Origin of the sequence: Microvirga roseola (genome assembly GCF_020866965.1) — a bacterium.
Lineage (GTDB): Bacteria > Pseudomonadota > Alphaproteobacteria > Rhizobiales > Beijerinckiaceae > Microvirga > Microvirga roseola.
This window is the reverse complement of the sequence record NZ_JAJATX010000067.1, coordinates 1-17,774: the sequence shown is the minus strand read 5'-3', so window position 1 is coordinate 17,774 and position 17,774 is coordinate 1. Positions and strand designations below refer to the sequence as shown.

The following is a 17,774-nucleotide window of genomic DNA, read 5'->3' as shown; positions in this document are numbered from 1 at the left end:
GCCGCACCGTCGGCGCCGGCGTCGTCGCCGCCGTGATGGATTAATGAGATCCAGGTGGCGGGTTTCCGCCACCTGTCGACCGCCGGAGGAGTGTAGCTCAATCGGCTAGAGCACCGGTCTCCAAAACCGGGGGTTGGGGGTTCGAGTCCCTCCACTCCTGCCAGCGGATCGACAAGGCGGGCGTTTTGCGTTAGAGAAGCGCCCCAATAAGGTATAAACAGGTGGCGCGAGGCTTGGAAAGCAGCCTCGCGCCCCTTCAATTTGGGCTCTAGCGTGCCCTTAGAGGACGTCCGCAGCCGCTTTTGGGGCATTGGGGACGCAAGGAAATGGCGAAGACGAACCCGTTTGAATTCCTGCAGCAGGTCCGCTCGGAAGCCGCGAAGGTGACCTGGCCGACGCGCAAGGAGACCATGATCACGACCGCTATGGTGTTCGTGATGGTTGTGCTTGCCAGCATCTTCTTCTTGGTGGTGGATCAGGTGATCGGCTGGGGCGTCCGCTCCGTGATCCTCGGTCTCGGCGGCTAAGAGGGGAACACGATGACGAAGCGTTGGTACATCGTTCACGCCTATTCCAACTTTGAGAACAAGGTGGCCCAGTCGATCAAGGACCAGGCGGCGCAGCGCGGCCTGGAGGATAAGTTCGACGAGGTCATGGTGCCGACCGAGAAGGTCGTCGAGGTGCGCCGCGGCCGCAAGGTCGATACCGAGCGCAAGTTCTTCCCCGGCTATGTCCTGGTGAAGTGCGACCTGACCGACGAGGTTTACCACCTCATCAAGAACACCCCGAAGGTGACCGGCTTCCTGGGCGCCGACAAGTCGAAGCCGGTTCCGATCCCGGACCGAGAGGCCGAGCGCATCAAGGGCCAGGTGGCCGAGGGTGTCGACCACCCCAAGCCGTCCGTGAGCTTCGAGATCGGCGAGCAGGTCCGCGTGTCCGACGGTCCCTTCGCCTCTTTCAACGGCGTCGTCGAGGAAGTCGACGACACCCGGGCGCGGCTCAAGGTGGCCGTGTCCATTTTCGGCCGCGCAACCCCGGTCGAGCTCGAATACGGTCAGGTCGAGAAGGTCTGACCGTTCGGGAGGGGCGTTTCCGAATGCTCCTCTCTGGCCCCTGACAGGGGGCTTCATCCGCGGGAGGTCTGCCCGGTTGCCATTCCGGGGGTGACAGGCTGCACCGCGACCTGCAACCACCATTCCGTTCGGTTGGCTCCGAGCGGGTGGTCCATTGGAGAGCAGTCCTATGGCAAAGAAAATCGCGGGCTACGTTAAGCTTCAAGTGCCCGCCGGCGCGGCCAATCCGTCGCCTCCCATCGGTCCGGCGCTGGGTCAGCGCGGCCTGAACATCATGGAATTCTGCAAGGCCTTCAACGCGAAGACTGCGCAGATGGAGAAGGGCACCCCGATCCCGGTGATCATCACCGCGTATCAGGACCGTTCCTTCACCTTCGAGATGAAGCAGCCCCCGGTCTCGTACTTCCTCAAGAAGGCCGCGAAGATCGACAAGGGTTCGCAGACCCCCGGCAAGGGCAGCAATGTCGGCCGCGTCACCCGCGACCAGATCCGCGAGATCGCCGAGAAGAAGATGGTCGATCTCAACTGCGACACCGTTGATTCCGCCATGGCCATGATCGAGGGCTCCGCGCGCTCGATGGGCATGGAAGTGGCGTAAGGAGGGTATGATGGCTAACGAAGGTAAGCGCATCCGCGCAGCCCGCGAGGGCATCGACGCCGCCAAGCTCTACCCGATCCAGGACGCGGTGAAGCTGATCAAGGATCGCGCCAAGGCGAAATTCGACGAGACCGTGGAGATATCCATGAATCTCGGCGTCGATCCGCGCCACGCAGACCAGATGGTCCGCGGCGTCTGTAACCTGCCGAACGGCTCCGGCCGTACGGTCCGCGTGGCGGTGTTCGCCCGTGGCGCCAAGGCCGACGAGGCCAAGGCGGCCGGTGCGGATATCGTGGGCGCCGAGGATCTCTTCGAGACCGTCAACGGCGGCACGATCGATTTCGACCGCTGCATCGCCACCCCGGACCTGATGCCGCTCGTCGGCCGCCTCGGTAAGGTGCTGGGCCCGCGAGGCCTGATGCCGAACCCGAAGGTCGGAACGGTCACCATGGACGTGAAGGGCGCTGTCGAGGCCGCCAAGGGCGGCGCGGTCGAGTTCCGCGTCGAGAAGGCCGGCATCGTCCACGCCGGTATCGGCAAGGCCTCCTTCGACGAGGGCAAGCTCGTCGAGAACATCAAGGCTTTCGCCGATGCCGTCTCCAAGGCCAAGCCGTCGGGCGCCAAGGGCACCTACATCCAGCGCATCGCCGTTTCCTCGACGATGGGCCCGGGCGTAAAGGTCGATCCCTCGTCGGTTCTCAACGGCTGAGCGATCACAGCACCTCAAGGAAGCCCGGCGCCCGTCGCCGGGCTTTTCGTTTGAGGGCAGGTCCGGTGAGAGGCCGCTGAGGAAGGCAGGGAAGCCAGCGAGGGCCGCAACTCCGCTGCGTCACTTTGCTGACGAAGTACCGCAAAATCCTCTTGGCATTTGCTCCAAAAGGGATTAATAGAACCCTTTGAGTTTCCAACATAAGCCGAGGCTCCGCTTTTGCGCGTGCCTTGGCCCAGAATCCGCTCCGGAGACGGGGCGGTGACAAGCCGGCGAGCCAAAAGACAACTTTTGGCGCGTTCCGGCTATGTCCTGTCCGAGACTGCAGGTGCCGGTCAGCCGGTTTAATTCGAAGGGGCCTGCATAGACGGGGAAGCCGAAATTCATGCCTGTTCAACGCAGGCAGAGGGTATCGGTTCGAACCATCTCACCCGGTGTGCCGCAAAAGGCGCAATTTGGGGGACAGGGCTTGCGAGAGCGCCGTTCGGCTGCCTCGGGCGCAAGCCTCGGGCCTGAACGGCAGGTGCAACCGGCGGAAGTTTTCCGCCAACCGGAGAGAGCCCAGTGGATAGAGCAGCAAAACGCGAGCTCGTCTCGACGCTCAACGACGTGTTCTCCAACACGAGCGTGGTCGTCGTGGCCCACTATGCTGGCCTTACGGTCGCCGACATGCAGAAGCTGCGCGCGCAGATGAAGCAGGCCGGCGCCACCGTGAAGGTCGCGAAGAACCGCCTCGCCAAGATCGCTCTCGAAGGCACGGACGTCGCGTCCATTTCGGGCCTTATGAAAGGTCCGACCCTGATCGCTTATTCGAGCGATCCGGTCGCGGCGCCCAAGGTCGCAGTCGATTTCGCCAAGGCCAACGACAAGCTCGTGATCCTTGGCGGCGCAATGGGCGCGACCACCCTGAACGTGGACGGAGTGAAGGCGCTTGCGACCTTGCCGTCCCTTGATGAACTGCGCGGCAAGCTGGTCGGCCTTATCCAGGCTCCGGCTACGAAGATCGCTCAGCTCAGCACTGCGCCGGCGGCAAAGCTCGCCCGCGTGTTCGGGGCCTATGCCAAGACAGGCGAAGCGGCGTGAGGCCGTAACCTCAACCATCAAACCGTTCGAACCGAACTTAAGGATCTAAAAAATGGCTGATCTTGCCAAGCTCGTTGACGATCTGTCGTCGCTGACCGTTCTCGAGGCCGCCGAGCTCTCGAAGATGCTCGAAGAGAAGTGGGGCGTTTCCGCCGCTGCGGCTGTTGCCGTCGCTGCTGCTCCTGGCGCTGGCGCCGGTGCTCCGGCTGCTGAAGAGCAGACCGAGTTCACGGTCGTTCTCGCGTCGGCCGGCGACAAGAAGATCGAGGTCATCAAGGAAGTCCGTGGCATCACGGGCCTCGGCCTCAAGGAAGCTAAGGACCTCGTCGAAGGTGCGCCGAAGCCTGTCAAGGAAGGCGTTGCCAAGGACGAAGCCGAGAAGATCAAGGCGACCCTCGAGAAGGTCGGCGCCAAGGTCGAACTCAAGTAATTTTGCGGCCCATCGGGCCGCAGGGTTACCCCCGAGAAATCGGGGTTCAAGAACACACGGTCCCAGGCGTTTTTGCCTGGGGCCGTTGTGTCGTCAAAGAGGCCGCGCTTCTTTGGCGTCACGCGGAAGGGCTCTCGGGAGCCCGGATTTGTGCGGTTAGCTGGCGGTCTTGTAGAGCCGTCGGGCGGCTGATCGAGGTTCCTGGAAGGGCAGGGATCCTCGATCAGCCGCATAGAGGAACGAGGTCCAGATGGCCAATACACTGATCGGCCGGAAGCGCATTCGCAAGTTCTTCGGGAAAATCAAGGAAGTGGCGGAGATGCCGAACCTCATCGAGGTTCAGAAGGCGTCCTACGACCAGTTCCTGATGGTCGAAGAGCCAAAGGGCGGCCGGCCGGAAGAAGGCTTGCAAGCCGTCTTCAAGTCGGTTTTTCCGATTTCGGACTTTTCGAATACCGCTCTGCTCGAGTTCGTGAAGTACACCTTCGAGCTGCCGAAATATGACGTGGACGAGTGCCGCCAGCGCGGCATGACCTTCGCTGCGCCCCTCAAGGTGACGCTGCGCCTCATCGTGTTCGATGTGGACCCGGATACCGGCGCCCGCTCCGTGAAAGACATCAAGGAGCAGGACGTCTACATGGGTGACATGCCGCTCATGACGGACAACGGCACCTTCATCGTCAACGGCACCGAGCGCGTCATCGTCTCGCAGATGCACCGTTCGCCGGGCGTGTTCTTCGACCACGACAAGGGCAAGACGCACTCCTCCGGCAAGCTGCTGTTCGCCGCCCGCATCATCCCCTATCGCGGCTCCTGGCTCGATATCGAGTTCGACGCCAAGGACATCGTCTACGCGCGTATCGACCGCAAGCGTAAGATCCCGGTCACGTCGCTGCTCTACGCCCTGGGCCTTGACGGCGAGGAAATCCTCAACACCTTCTACAACCGCGTCATCTACACGAAGGACAAGAAGGGCGGCTGGACCGTTCCCTTCGATGCGGAGCGCATGAAGGGCTTCAAGGCCTCCGTGGACCTGATCGACGCCAAGACCGGCGAGGTCGTGCTCGAGGCCGGCAAGAAGCTGACCGCCCGCGCCGCCCGCCAGCTGGCGGAGAAGGGCCTCGCGAACCTGCGTGCGACGGACGAGGATCTCTACGGCCAGTACATCGCGGAAGACCTCGTGAACCCCTCGACCGGCGAGATCTACGCCGAGGCGGGCGACGAGATCACCGAAAAGCTGCTGAAGGGCCTGGACGACGCCGGCTTCACGGAGATCCCGGTTCTCGACATCGATCACATCACGGTCGGTCCCTACATCCGCAACACCCTCGCCATCGACAAGGCCTCCTCCCGCGAGGACGCCCTGTTCGACATCTACCGCGTCATGCGTCCGGGCGAGCCGCCGATCCTCGAGACGGCGGAAGCCATGTTCAACTCGCTGTTCTTCGACGCCGAGCGCTACGACCTCTCGGCGGTCGGCCGCGTTAAGATGAACATGCGCCTCGACCTCGACGCCGAGGACACCGTGCGCACGCTGCGCCGCGAGGACATCATCGCGGTGGCGCGGGCGCTCGTCGACCTGCGTGACGGCAAGGGCGAGATCGACGACATCGACCACCTCGGCAACCGCCGCGTCCGGTCGGTCGGCGAGCTCATGGAGAACCAGTATCGCCTCGGCCTCCTGCGCATGGAGCGCGCGATCAAGGAGCGCATGTCCTCCGTCGATATCGACACGGTCATGCCGCAGGACCTGATCAACGCGAAGCCTGCCGCCGCCGCCGTGCGCGAGTTCTTCGGCTCGTCCCAGCTCTCGCAGTTCATGGACCAGACGAACCCGCTCTCCGAGGTCACGCACAAGCGCCGCCTCTCGGCGCTTGGCCCGGGTGGTCTGACCCGCGAGCGCGCCGGCTTCGAGGTGCGCGACGTGCACCCGACGCACTATGGCCGCATCTGCCCCATTGAGACGCCGGAAGGCCCGAATATCGGCCTCATCAACTCGCTGGCGACCTTCGCCCGCGTGAACAAGTACGGCTTCATCGAGACCCCGTTCCGCCGCGTCCGCGACGGAAAGGTGACGGACGAGGTCGTGTACCTCTCCGCCATGGAGGAGGCGAAGTACAACGTTGCTCAGGCGAACTCCACGCTCGACGACGCCGGCAACCTCACCGAGGAACTGGTGATCTGCCGTCGCGCCGGCGACAACATCGTCGCCGCGCCCGATCGCGTCGATCTCATGGAAGTGTCGCCGAAGCAGCTCGTTTCGGTCGCCGCCGCGCTCATCCCGTTCCTCGAGAACGACGACGCGAACCGCGCTCTCATGGGCTCGAACATGCAGCGCCAGGCCGTGCCTCTGGTGCAAGCGGACGCCCCGTTCGTCGGCACCGGCATGGAAGCGGTCGTGGCCCGTGACTCCGGCGCCGCCATCGCGGCCCGCCGGACCGGCGTGGTCGACCAGGTGGACGCAACCCGTATCGTCGTCCGCGCCACGGAGAACACGGATCCGACCCGTCCCGGCGTCGATATCTACCGCCTCCAGAAGTTCCAGCGCTCAAACCAGTCGACCTGCATCACGCAGAAGCCGCTGGTGCGCGCCGGCGATCTGGTCCGCAAGGGCGACATCATCGCCGACGGTCCGTCGACTGAGTACGGCGAGCTGGCCCTCGGCCGGAACGTGCTCGTCGCGTTCATGCCCTGGAACGGCTACAACTTCGAAGACTCGATCCTGCTCTCCGAGCGGATCGTGAAGGAAGACGTCTTCACCTCGATCCACATCGAGGAGTTCGAGGTCATGGCCCGCGATACGAAGCTGGGTCCGGAGGAAATCACGCGCGACATTCCGAACGTTTCGGAAGAGGCGCTGAAGAACCTGGACGAAGCCGGCATCGTCTATATCGGCGCCGAGGTCCATGCAGGCGACATCCTCGTCGGCAAGATCACGCCGAAGGGCGAAAGCCCGATGACGCCGGAAGAGAAGCTTCTGCGCGCCATCTTCGGCGAGAAGGCTTCCGACGTCCGCGATACCTCGCTTCGTGTGCCTCCGGGCGTCACGGGCACCATCGTGGAAGTCCGCGTCTTCAACCGTCACGGCGTCGACAAGGACGAGCGCGCCCAGGCGATCGAGCGCGAGGAAATCGAGCGTCTCGCCAAGGACCGCGACGACGAGCAGGCGATCCTGGACCGCAACACCTATGCGCGTCTGGCCGAGATCCTGATCGGGCAGAGCGGCGTCGCAGGGCCGAAGGGCTTCAAGAAGGATGCCACGATCACCCGCGAGCTCCTCAACGAGTATCCGCGGTCGCAGTGGTGGCAGTTCGCTGTCGACAACGACGCCCGCATGGCCGAGATCGAGGCCATGCAGAAGCAGTACGACGAGTCGAAGAAGCGTCTCGAGCAGCGCTTCCTCGACAAGGTCGAGAAGCTGCAGCGTGGTGACGAGCTTCCGCCCGGCGTCATGAAGATGGTCAAGGTCTTCGTGGCCGTGAAGCGCAAGATCCAGCCTGGCGACAAGATGGCCGGCCGTCACGGCAACAAGGGTGTCGTGTCGCGCATCGTGCCGATCGAGGACATGCCGTTCCTAGAGGACGGCACCCACGCGGATATCGTGCTCAACCCGCTCGGCGTGCCGAGCCGCATGAATGTGGGCCAGATCCTTGAGACGCACCTTGGCTGGGCTGCTGCCGGTCTCGGCAAGCAGGTGGCCCAGGCGGTCGACGCCTACATGAGATCCGGCAAGTCGCAGGGTCTGCGCGAGCAGCTCGTGTCGATCTACGGCAATCTGCCGGAGATCGAGCAGGCTTCCGATGACGAGCTCGCCGAACTCGGCAACAAGCTGCGCCGCGGCGTTCCGTTCGCCACCCCCGTCTTCGACGGTGCGAAGGAAGCGGACATCGAGGCGATGCTGGCCAAGGCGGGCCTCGATCCGTCGGGTCAGGTGACGCTCTATGACGGGCGCACCGGCGAGCCGTTCGACCGTAAGGTTACGGTGGGCTACATCTATATGCTGAAGCTACACCACCTCGTGGACGACAAGATCCACGCCCGCTCCATCGGCCCCTACAGCCTCGTCACCCAGCAGCCGCTGGGCGGCAAGGCCCAGTTCGGCGGCCAGCGCTTCGGCGAAATGGAGGTCTGGGCGCTCGAGGCCTACGGCGCAGCCTACACCCTTCAGGAAATGCTCACGGTCAAGTCGGACGACGTGGCTGGCCGTACGAAGGTCTACGAGGCCATTGTTCGTGGCGACGACACCTTCGAGTCGGGCATTCCGGAGAGCTTCAACGTTCTCGTGAAGGAAATGCGTTCGCTCGGCCTGAACGTGGAGCTGACCAGCTCCAAGCGCGCCGCCAACGAGTCGGAGCAACTGCCTCCGTCGGAGGCTGCGGAGTAAGACGACCGCTTAAGGTTTAAGTTTGGCCGCGGCGATGATGCCGCGGCCCCATGCAATTGCCGGTGAGGGTGCTTATCTAGCGCCTTCCAGCCCAGGAGACGGCGATGAATCAAGAGGTCATGAATCTTTTCAATCAAACGGCGCAGCCGCAGAGCTTCGATCAGATTAAGATCTCGATCGCGAGCCCTGAGAAGATTCTGTCCTGGTCTTATGGCGAGATCAAGAAGCCTGAGACCATCAACTATCGTACGTTCAAGCCCGAGCGCGATGGCCTGTTCTGTGCGCGAATCTTTGGCCCGATCAAGGATTACGAGTGCTTGTGCGGCAAGTACAAGCGCATGAAGTACAAGGGCGTGATCTGCGAGAAGTGCGGCGTCGAGGTGACGCTCGCGCGCGTCCGTCGCGACCGCATGGGCCATATCGAGCTGGCCGCGCCCGTTGCCCACATCTGGTTCCTCAAGTCCCTGCCGAGCCGCATCGGTCTGCTGCTCGACATGACCCTGAAGGATCTGGAGCGCATCCTCTATTTCGAATCCTACATCGTCGTCGATGCCGGCCTGACGCCTCTCAAGGACCGCCAGCTCCTGACGGAAGAGGAATATATCCGGGCTCAGGACGAGTACGGTGAGGATTCCTTCACGGCCATGATCGGCGCTGAAGCGATCCGCCGCATCCTTCAGGAACTCGACCTGGAGAAGATCGCAATCGACATCCGCGAGGAGATCGCGGTCACGACGTCGGAGCTGAAGCCGAAGAAGCTGATGAAGCGCCTCAAGATCATCGAGGCTTTCCTCCAATCCGGCAACAAGCCGGAATGGATGATTCTGACCGTCGTCCCGGTGATCCCGCCGGATCTGCGTCCGCTCGTGCCGCTCGACGGCGGCCGCTTCGCGACCTCGGATCTGAACGATCTGTACCGCCGCGTCATCAACCGCAACAACCGCCTGAAGCGGCTGATGGAGCTGCGCGCGCCGGACATCATCGTCCGCAACGAGAAGCGCATGCTTCAGGAGGCCGTCGACGCTCTGTTCGACAACGGCCGCCGCGGCCGCGTCATCACCGGCGCCAACAAGCGCCCGCTGAAGTCGCTCGCCGACATGCTGAAGGGCAAGCAGGGCCGCTTCCGTCAGAACCTGCTCGGCAAGCGCGTCGACTACTCGGGCCGTTCGGTCATCGTGGTGGGCCCCGAGCTCAAGCTGCACCAGTGCGGCCTGCCGAAGAAGATGGCTCTCGAGCTCTTCAAGCCGTTCATCTACGCCAAGCTCGACGCGCGCGGTCTGTCCGCCACCGTCAAGCAGGCGAAGAAGCTCGTCGAGAAGGAGAAGCCCGAGGTCTGGGATATCCTGGACGAGGTCATCCGCGAGCATCCGGTTCTGCTGAACCGCGCTCCGACCCTGCACCGTCTCGGCATTCAGGCCTTCGAGCCCACGCTCATCGAGGGCAAGGCGATCCAGCTGCACCCGCTCGTCTGCGCCGCGTTCAACGCGGACTTCGACGGCGACCAGATGGCCGTCCACGTGCCGCTCTCGCTCGAGGCCCAGCTCGAGGCCCGCGTGCTGATGATGTCGACGAACAACATCCTGCACCCGGCCAATGGTCAGCCGATCATCGTGCCGTCGCAGGACATCGTTCTCGGCCTCTACTATCTCTCCATCGTCTCCGAGGGGCAGCCCGGCCAGGGCAAGGCCTTCGCCGACATGGGCGAGATCGAGCATGCGCTGAACGAGAAGGTCATCACGCTTCACTCGAAGATCCGCTACCGCTGGGAAGGCATCGGCGAGGACGGTCAGCCGGTCTCGCAGATTGTCGAGACCACGCCCGGCCGCGTCATGCTCTCGCGCCTTCTGCCGAAGCATCCCGCGCTCTCCTACGACGTCGTCAACAAGCTCATGACGAAGAAGGAGATCTCGGGCATGATCGATGCCGTCTACCGGCATTGCGGTCAGAAGGAATCGGTCATCTTCTGCGATCGCATCATGGCGCTCGGGTTCTACAATGCGTTCAAGGCCGGCATCTCGTTCGGCAAGGACGACATGGTCATCCCCGAGAACAAGTGGCAGATCGTCGAGGAGACCCGCGCGCTCGCCAAGGACTACGAGCAGCAGTACCAGGACGGCCTCATCACCCAGGGTGAGAAGTACAACAAGGTCGTCGACGCCTGGGCGAAGTGCTCGGACCGTCTCGCGGCCGAGATGATGAACCGCATCTCCGCGGTCCAGAAGGACGAGGAGGGCCGCGACAAGCCGGTCAACTCGATCTACATGATGTCTCACTCGGGCGCCCGCGGTTCGCCGGCCCAGATGAAGCAGCTCGCGGCCATGCGCGGCCTCATGGCCAAGCCGTCGGGCGAGATCATCGAGACGCCGATCATCTCGAACTTCAAGGAAGGCCTGGACGTTCTCGAGTATTTCAACTCGACCCACGGCGCCCGTAAGGGCCTGGCCGATACCGCGCTCAAGACCGCGAACTCGGGTTACCTGACCCGCCGTCTCGTGGACGTGGCGCAGGATGCGGTCATCCGTGAGACGGATTGCGGCACCGAGAAGGGCATCAAGATGCGCGCCATCATCGATGCCGGCCAGGTGGTCGCATCGCTGGCGTCCCGCATCCTGGGCCGCTCGACGGCCGAGGATCTGGTCGCTCAGGACGGCACCGTGATCGTGCCGGCGGGCACGATGATCGAGGAGCAGCACCTCGAGGCCATCGGCGCTGCCGGCATCCAGGAGGTGAAGATCCGTTCCGTGCTCGTCTGCGAGTCCAAAAACGGCGTCTGCGCCACCTGCTACGGTCGCGACCTGGCTCGGGGTACCCCGGTCAACCACGGCGAGGCCGTGGGCGTCATCGCGGCCCAGTCCATCGGCGAGCCGGGCACCCAGCTCACCATGCGTACCTTCCACATCGGCGGCGCGGCTCAGATTGCGGATTCGTCCTTCATCGAGTCGAGCTTCGAGGGCACCATCGGCTTCCGCAACAAGAACATTGCGCGGAACTCCGACGGCGATCTCGTGGTCATGGGCCGCAACGTGGCTGTGGTCATCACTGGTCCGGACGGAACCGAGCGGGCGGTTCACCGCCTGCAATACGGCTCCCGCCTCAAGGTGGACGAGGGCGACACGATCAAGCGCGGCCAGCGCATCGCCGAGTGGGATCCCTATTCCCGCCCGATTCTCACCGAGATCGACGGCGTCGTGGGCTACGAAGACCTCGTGGACGGCGGCTCGATGATCGAGACGATGGACGAGTCGACCGGCATCGCCAAGCGCGTGGTCATCGACTGGCGCGGCTCGCCCCGTACGGCGGACCTGCGTCCGGCGGTCATCATCGAGGGCAAGGGCGGCAAGGTTGCCAAGGTCGCCCGCGGCGGCGACGCGCGCTACCTCCTGCCCGTGGACGCGATCCTCGCGGCCGATCCCGGTGCGAAGGTGAAGGCCGGCGACGTCCTGGCCCGCGTTTCGACCGAGAGCGCCAAGACCCGCGACATCACGGGCGGTCTGCCGCGCGTGGCGGAGCTGTTCGAGGCGCGTCGTCCGAAGGATGCGGCCATCATTGCGGAGAAGTCCGGTACGATCCAGTTCGGCCGCGACTACAAGAGCAAGCGTCGCCTGACGCTGAACCCGCACGATGGTTCGGAGCCGGTGGAGTACCTGATCCCGAAGGGCAAGCACATCCACCTGCAGGACGGCGACGTGGTCGAGATCGGCGACTTCATCGTCGACGGCAACCCGGCCCCGCATGACATCCTTGCGATCAAGGGCGTCGAGGAGCTGGCAGCCTACCTCGTGAACGAGATCCAGGAGGTCTATCGTCTCCAGGGCGTGCTCATCAACGACAAGCACATCGAGGTGATCGTTCGCCAGATGCTGCAGAAGGTCGAGATCACCGAAAGCGGCGACTCCGAGCTGCTCACCGGTGAGCAGATGGACCGCCTGGAGATGGAGGAGATCAACGAGCAGCTGATCGCTCAGAACAAGAAGCCCGCCGTGGGCGTGCCTGTTCTGCTCGGCATCACGAAGGCCTCGCTCCAGACCCGCTCCTTCATCTCGGCGGCGTCCTTCCAGGAGACCACCCGCGTCCTCACCGAGGCGGCGGTCAACGGCAAGGTCGACACCCTCGAGGGCCTCAAGGAGAACGTCATCGTCGGCAGCCTGATCCCGGCCGGCACGGGCGCTGTGAACGCTCAGATCAAGGCCGTGGCGCAGCACCGCGACGACCTGATCCTGCAGCAGAAGCGCGCCGAGTCCGCCGCCCAGGTCAACGAACTGCCTCCGGCGGCCGAATAAGCCGCACGACAATCATGACAAACGGAAAGGCCGCCTCCGGGCGGCCTTTTCTTTATGCCCGGTCCGCTTCCGTGATGCGGATGAGGTCGAACTTGGCGAGCCAGAGCAGTCCGCGCACCAACAGCGGGACCGAAACCTGCGGCCCAGTCGCAAGGAACTCCTCGACGGTTTGTTCCTGCGCTCCGACCGCCTTCCAGAGATCCACCAGAAAGCCCGCGGAGATCTCGGGCGACGCATTCGCCATCGCCATCTTCAGGCCCAGGCGCGCAGCGACAGCGCTCTCGTCCAGACCTGTCCTCTGCACGATCTTGTGCCGGCGCGACAGGGTGGCCGATGGAAAGCTTTCAAAGAGTTCGAAGGGATCCGGATGGGCGGGCCAGAAACCGGGTGGGAGAGGAGAGGGGGGGCGTGGTCTCCTTCGCCCTCAGCTCGCCGAGTTCGAGCCACAGGCGCTCATAGGCCCTGATGACCACCTTCCAGCCGAAGATCTCGCGAGCCGGGGCAGCGCCGCTTCCACCCATGCGGCGGCGGAGGTCCGGATCGGAGGCGAGGCGGTCGAGGGCCGTCGCCGTGGCGTCCACGTCGACCATGATGGCCGTCGAGGCCTGGCCGATATAGGAATCGTAGGAATTGATCTCGAGGGCGTGGCGGAGAGCCAGGCCGCGTCCGCTTCCAGGCGGGCGGAGAGCGTAGGGATACTGAAGCCGTCGACGCCGTCGCGCACCGTGTCCCTGTAGCCGTCCCAGTCGGAGACCACGACCGGAAGGCCGGACGCCATGGCCTCGATGGGAGTGAGGCCGAAGGTCTCCTGGATGTTGTCGGACAGGGAGCAGAAGATGTCGGCCGCGCCCCAGGCCTTGGCCCTGGCCTCAGGCAGCCTGCCGTCGAGGGTGATGGCGCGGACGGAAGGGCAGAGCGTCGCCCGGGCCTCTGCGAAAGCCTGGGCGATCTGGTCGTTTGCCGTCCAGCCACATTCGATCAGCACTAGGGAATGCCGCGCGGCCAAGCGCTCCAGGGCCAGATACATGGGAGCCGGATTGGCCTTCGCATGGAAGGAGAGGCGGCCCAGGAAGAGCACGGCCACATCCCCCTCTTTGAGACCCAGAGCGGCCCCGGGCTCGTCCCGGCGGCCCACGAGGCCGGCCTGAGCCTCACAATCGGCCCCGAGGGGGATGACCGGGAGCTGCGGGATGACGAAGCGCTTCGCCCCGAGTCGCCGCGACAGATAGTCCGCCTGCCGCTCGAACAGCTTCCTGATCACGGCCTTCGACGCCGTCGAGGTGCAGATAGTGGCGTCCCATGGATGAACAGGGGCCGTCAGGAGCTCGGTCAGCCCCTCCATGGCCCTGGCTGAGGAGAGGGTGTGATTGACGCCGCACAGGCTCCACGACCGGGCGCCCTGAACCTCCCGGAACCAGGTCTGCCGCGCATTGATGGGACTGGGCGTGTAGAGGCAACCGATCGCCTTCAGGGCCGCGACATTGCCGGGCAGGATATACCCGGCTGTGCGGGCGGGGTTCAACTCATTGATGGTAGAACGGAATTCTTCCCCGAGCCTGGCGTTCTTGACGAATCCCATCGCCCGTTCGCCGCTCCCATGCCGGGCCAGCGCCGAAAGAAAGCCAAGACCTGCGAAGTGACGCCCCATGGGCTTTTCGTGGGCCACATGGTATCCGTCCGTTTCGTAGTGAATGGCTGCACTCAACTCGGCCTTCTCCGTGGGGAATGCAACTCCATATCGCCGCTCAGGGCCGAAGGAAGCCCGTCCCGGAGCCCGGAATGGAGGGCGTTCCTGCCCAGACCCGGCGCCCGGAAGGAGTTTGGTTGAAAAGTGTTGACTTTTCCCGACTCGGGCGATAGAGAAACCGGACTTTCCGGCTGGCCGTAGGTTTTCGCCAGTCGAAGCGCTTAGCTTCGACCGATGCCACCTAAACGCTGCCGAACTCAACCTTGACTGACACATCGTCAGATTTGGGGCACGACCGCGGTGCAAAACATCGTGGTCCTCTGCAATCGCACCGCGCCAAGGGCTCTTTCGGGCCAATGGCGTGGCTTCGTTTTGTGCAGCCGAAAGTGCTGCCATGACGGGCAGTGCGGCTTGAACCGTTTGAAGATACTCAGATGCCACCGGATCGGTGGCTGGTGAAAGAGGGCACAGGATGCCAACGATCAGTCAGCTGATCCGCAAGCCGCGGACGGCGCAAAAGAGCCGGAATAAGGTTCCCGCGCTTGAGGCCTGCCCCCAGAAGCGGGGTGTGTGCACGCGCGTCTACACCACGACCCCAAAGAAGCCGAACTCGGCTCTTCGTAAGGTCGCCAAGGTTCGTCTGACCAATGGCTACGAAGTCATCGGTTACATCCCCGGCGAGGGTCACAACCTTCAGGAGCACTCCGTGGTCATGATCCGCGGCGGCCGCGTGAAAGACCTTCCGGGTGTTCGCTATCACGTTCTCCGCGGTGTCCTCGACACGCAGGGCGTGAAGAATCGTAAGCAGCGTCGTTCGAAGTACGGCGCGAAGCGGCCGAAGTAAGCCGCCAACTGTCATTGAGGTCGGAGTCAGCTCATGTCCCGCCGTCACAGCGCCGAAAAGCGTGAGATCATCCCGGATCCGAAGTTCGGGGATATCGTCGTCACGAAGTTCATGAATTCCATCATGTACGACGGCAAGAAGTCCGCTGCAGAGCGCATTGTCTATGGTGCGTTCGACATCATCGAGGGTCGCGCCAAGTCGAACCCGCTCGAGGTCTTCAAGCAGGCCCTCGACAACGTCGCTCCGGCGATCGAGGTCCGCTCCCGCCGCGTCGGCGGTGCGACCTACCAGGTCCCAGTCGAGGTTCGTACCGAGCGCCGTCAGGCCCTCGCGATCCGCTGGATCATCCAGGCTGCCCGCGGCCGCAACGACAAGACCATGGTCGAGCGTCTCTCCGCCGAGCTGCTCGATGCCTCCAACAACCGCGGCAATGCCGTGAAAAAGCGCGAAGACACCCACCGTATGGCGGAAGCCAACCGTGCGTTCTCGCATTACCGCTGGTAAAGGCCTGAGGAGCTGAGCGATGCCCCGCACGCACGCGATTGAGGACTACCGCAATTTCGGCATCATGGCCCACATCGATGCCGGCAAGACCACGACGACCGAGCGCATCCTTTACTACACCGGCAAGTCCCACAAGATCGGTGAAGTGCACGATGGCGCTGCGACGATGGACTGGATGGAGCAGGAGCAGGAGCGTGGTATCACGATCACGTCCGCTGCCACGACCTGCTTCTGGAACGGCAAGCGCCTGAACATCATCGACACCCCCGGCCACGTCGACTTCACCATCGAAGTCGAGCGTTCGCTGCGCGTGCTCGACGGAGCCGTCTGCGTTCTCGACGGCAACCAGGGCGTCGAGCCCCAGACCGAGACCGTGTGGCGTCAGGCCGACAAGTACGACGTTCCGCGTATCGTGTTCGTCAACAAGATGGATAAGACCGGCGCCGACTTCTTCAAGTGCGTCGCGGACATCATCGACCGCGTGGCCGGCAAGCCTGTCTGCCTCCAGCTGCCGATCGGCTCCGAGAGCAACTTCCAGGGCGTGATCGACCTCATCAAGATGAAGGCGATCGTCTGGTCCGGCGAGGCTCTGGGCGCCGCCTTCAACGAGCAGGAGATCCCTGCCGACCTGCTCGATCAGGCCAAGGAATACCGCGGCAAGCTGGTCGAGGCTGCTGTCGAGATGGACGACGAGGCCATGATGGCCTACCTCGACGGCCAGGAGCCGGACGAGGAGACCCTGCGCCGTCTCGTTCGTACGGCCGTGCAGCGTCGCGCTTTCCATCCGGTTCTGTGCGGCTCGGCGTTCAAGAACAAGGGCGTTCAGCCGCTCCTCGACGCCGTCGTCGACTTCCTGCCGTCTCCCGTGGACCGCGGCGAGATCAAGGGCATCGACTTCAAGACCGAGGAAGAGACTGTCCGCCGGCCCTCGGACGAAGAGCCGTTCTCCATGCTCGCCTTCAAGATCATGGACGACCCCTTCGTCGGCACCATCACCTTCTGCCGCGTCTATTCGGGCAAGGTCGAGGCCGGTTCCTCGATCCTCAACTCGACCCGCGACAAGAAGGAGCGTGTTGGTCGTATGCTCCTCATGCATTCGAACAACCGCGAGGACATCAAGGAAGCTCATGCGGGTGACATCGTCGCTCTCGCGGGCCTTAAGGAAGTCCGCACCGGCGACACGCTCTGCGACCCGAACAAGGCCGTGATCCTCGAGCGCATGGAGTTCCCGGAGCCGGTGATCGAGATCGCCATCGAGCCGAAGTCGAAGGCCGACCAGGAGAAGCTTGGTCTGGCCCTCTCGAAGCTCGCGGCCGAAGATCCGTCCTTCCGCGTCTCGACCGATCAGGAGTCGGGCCAGACGATCCTGAAGGGCATGGGCGAGCTTCACCTCGACATCAAGGTCGACATCCTTCGTCGTACCTACAAGGTCGATGCGAATGTGGGTGCTCCGCAGGTTGCCTATCGTGAGACGATCACGAAGAAGACCGAGGTGGACTACACCCACAAGAAGCAGACCGGCGGTACGGGCCAGTTCGCCCGCGTCAAGCTGGTCGTACAGCCGAACGACACGGGTGCAGGCTTCTCGTTCGAGTCGAAGATCATCGGTGGTTCGGTTCCGAAGGAATACATCCCCGGCGTCGAAAAGGGCCTCCAGTCGGTGGTGGGCGCTGGCGTGATCGCCGGCTTCCCGGTGGTCGACCTCAAGGTCGAGCTCATCGACGGCGCCTTCCACGAAGTCGACTCGTCGGCTCTGGCCTTCGAAATCGCGTCCCGTGCAGCTCTCCGTGAGGCCCTCCAGAAGGGCGCCTCGGTTCTGCTCGAGCCTGTCATGAAGGTCGAGGTCGTCACGCCTGAGGACTACACCGGTTCCGTGATTGGTGACCTGAACTCCCGACGTGGTCAGATCCAGGGTCAGGACATGCGCGGCAACGCCGTGGTCATCAATGCGATGGTCCCGCTCGCCAACATGTTCGGCTACGTGAATACCCTGCGCTCCATGAGCCAGGGCCGGGCCAACTACACCATGCAGTTCGACCACTACGAGCAGGTGCCGTCGAACGTGGCTGCCGAGGTTCAGGCGAAATACGCCTGAACCCACTAAGCGAATATTGAACGATCAAAGGAACGGGTGCCACGATGGCGAAGGAAAAGTTTGAGCGCACGAAGCCGCACTGCAACA

At 63.6% G+C, this 17,774-nt stretch carries 13 protein-coding genes and 1 tRNA gene; 12 read left to right on the top strand and 2 right to left on the bottom strand.

All coding sequences use genetic code 11. The features are described from left to right. Nucleotides 1–86 precede the first annotated feature (86 nt). The 9 genes from LG661_RS21680 (at nt 87) to rpoC (ending at nt 12,557) form a co-directional block, all read left to right on the top strand. A tRNA-Trp gene (locus tag LG661_RS21680) sits at nt 87–163 on the top strand. A 163-nt stretch (nt 164–326) separates the two neighbouring features. Further along, entirely contained in the window at nt 327–527 is a 201-nt protein-coding gene (gene secE, locus LG661_RS21675) for a preprotein translocase subunit SecE (protein ID WP_230534093.1), read from the top strand. Nucleotides 528–539: 12 nt separating this feature from the next. Further along, nucleotides 540–1,073 (top strand): transcription termination/antitermination protein NusG, encoded by a 534-nt coding sequence (gene nusG / locus LG661_RS21670; RefSeq protein ID WP_230534092.1) that lies wholly within the window; start codon nt 540–542, stop codon nt 1,071–1,073. Between the two features lie 169 nt (nt 1,074–1,242). Beyond that, nucleotides 1,243–1,671, top strand: a complete 429-nt coding sequence (gene rplK / locus LG661_RS21665; protein ID WP_230534091.1) for a 50S ribosomal protein L11 — start codon at nt 1,243–1,245, stop codon at nt 1,669–1,671. A gap of 10 nt (nt 1,672–1,681) precedes the next feature. Continuing rightward, nucleotides 1,682–2,380, top strand: coding sequence for a 50S ribosomal protein L1 (rplA, locus tag LG661_RS21660; protein ID WP_230534090.1), 699 nt, complete (start codon nt 1,682–1,684; stop codon nt 2,378–2,380). A 564-nt stretch (nt 2,381–2,944) separates the two neighbouring features. Continuing rightward, on the top strand, nt 2,945–3,463 hold the full coding sequence (gene rplJ / locus LG661_RS21655; protein ID WP_230534089.1) for a 50S ribosomal protein L10: 519 nt from the start codon (nt 2,945–2,947) through the stop codon (nt 3,461–3,463). A gap of 52 nt (nt 3,464–3,515) precedes the next feature. Then, nucleotides 3,516–3,893 (top strand): 50S ribosomal protein L7/L12, encoded by a 378-nt coding sequence (gene rplL, locus LG661_RS21650; RefSeq protein WP_091139863.1) that lies wholly within the window; start codon nt 3,516–3,518, stop codon nt 3,891–3,893. A 250-nt stretch (nt 3,894–4,143) separates the two neighbouring features. Further along, nucleotides 4,144–8,277, top strand: coding sequence for a DNA-directed RNA polymerase subunit beta (gene rpoB, locus LG661_RS21645; RefSeq protein ID WP_230534088.1), 4,134 nt, complete (start codon nt 4,144–4,146; stop codon nt 8,275–8,277). Between the two features lie 104 nt (nt 8,278–8,381). Then, nucleotides 8,382–12,557 (top strand): DNA-directed RNA polymerase subunit beta', encoded by a 4,176-nt coding sequence (gene rpoC / locus LG661_RS21640; RefSeq protein ID WP_230534087.1) that lies wholly within the window; start codon nt 8,382–8,384, stop codon nt 12,555–12,557. Between the two features lie 52 nt (nt 12,558–12,609). On the opposite strand, the gene LG661_RS21635 is transcribed toward rpoC, so the two are convergent. Next, nucleotides 12,610–12,861, bottom strand: coding sequence for a hypothetical protein (locus LG661_RS21635; protein ID WP_230534086.1), 252 nt, complete (start codon nt 12,859–12,861; stop codon nt 12,610–12,612). 120 nt (nt 12,862–12,981) lie between these two features. Next, nucleotides 12,982–14,262: a glycosyltransferase family 4 protein gene (locus tag LG661_RS21630; protein ID WP_230534085.1), complete on the bottom strand. Its 1,281-nt coding sequence runs from the start codon at nt 14,260–14,262 to the stop codon at nt 12,982–12,984. A 454-nt stretch (nt 14,263–14,716) separates the two neighbouring features. Between LG661_RS21630 and rpsL the strand changes: the two genes are divergently transcribed. The 3 genes from rpsL to fusA are packed head-to-tail and all read left to right on the top strand — an operon-like array spanning nt 14,717 to nt 17,687. Continuing rightward, nucleotides 14,717–15,088 carry a 30S ribosomal protein S12 gene (rpsL, locus tag LG661_RS21625; RefSeq protein WP_112664709.1) on the top strand — a complete coding sequence of 124 codons (372 nt, stop codon included), beginning with the start codon at nt 14,717–14,719 and terminating at the stop codon, nt 15,086–15,088. Between the two features lie 33 nt (nt 15,089–15,121). Further along, nucleotides 15,122–15,592, top strand: a complete 471-nt coding sequence (rpsG, locus tag LG661_RS21620; protein WP_230534084.1) for a 30S ribosomal protein S7 — start codon at nt 15,122–15,124, stop codon at nt 15,590–15,592. Between the two features lie 19 nt (nt 15,593–15,611). Then, on the top strand, nt 15,612–17,687 hold the full coding sequence (gene fusA, locus LG661_RS21615; protein WP_230534083.1) for an elongation factor G: 2,076 nt from the start codon (nt 15,612–15,614) through the stop codon (nt 17,685–17,687). Nucleotides 17,688–17,774 lie beyond the last annotated feature (87 nt).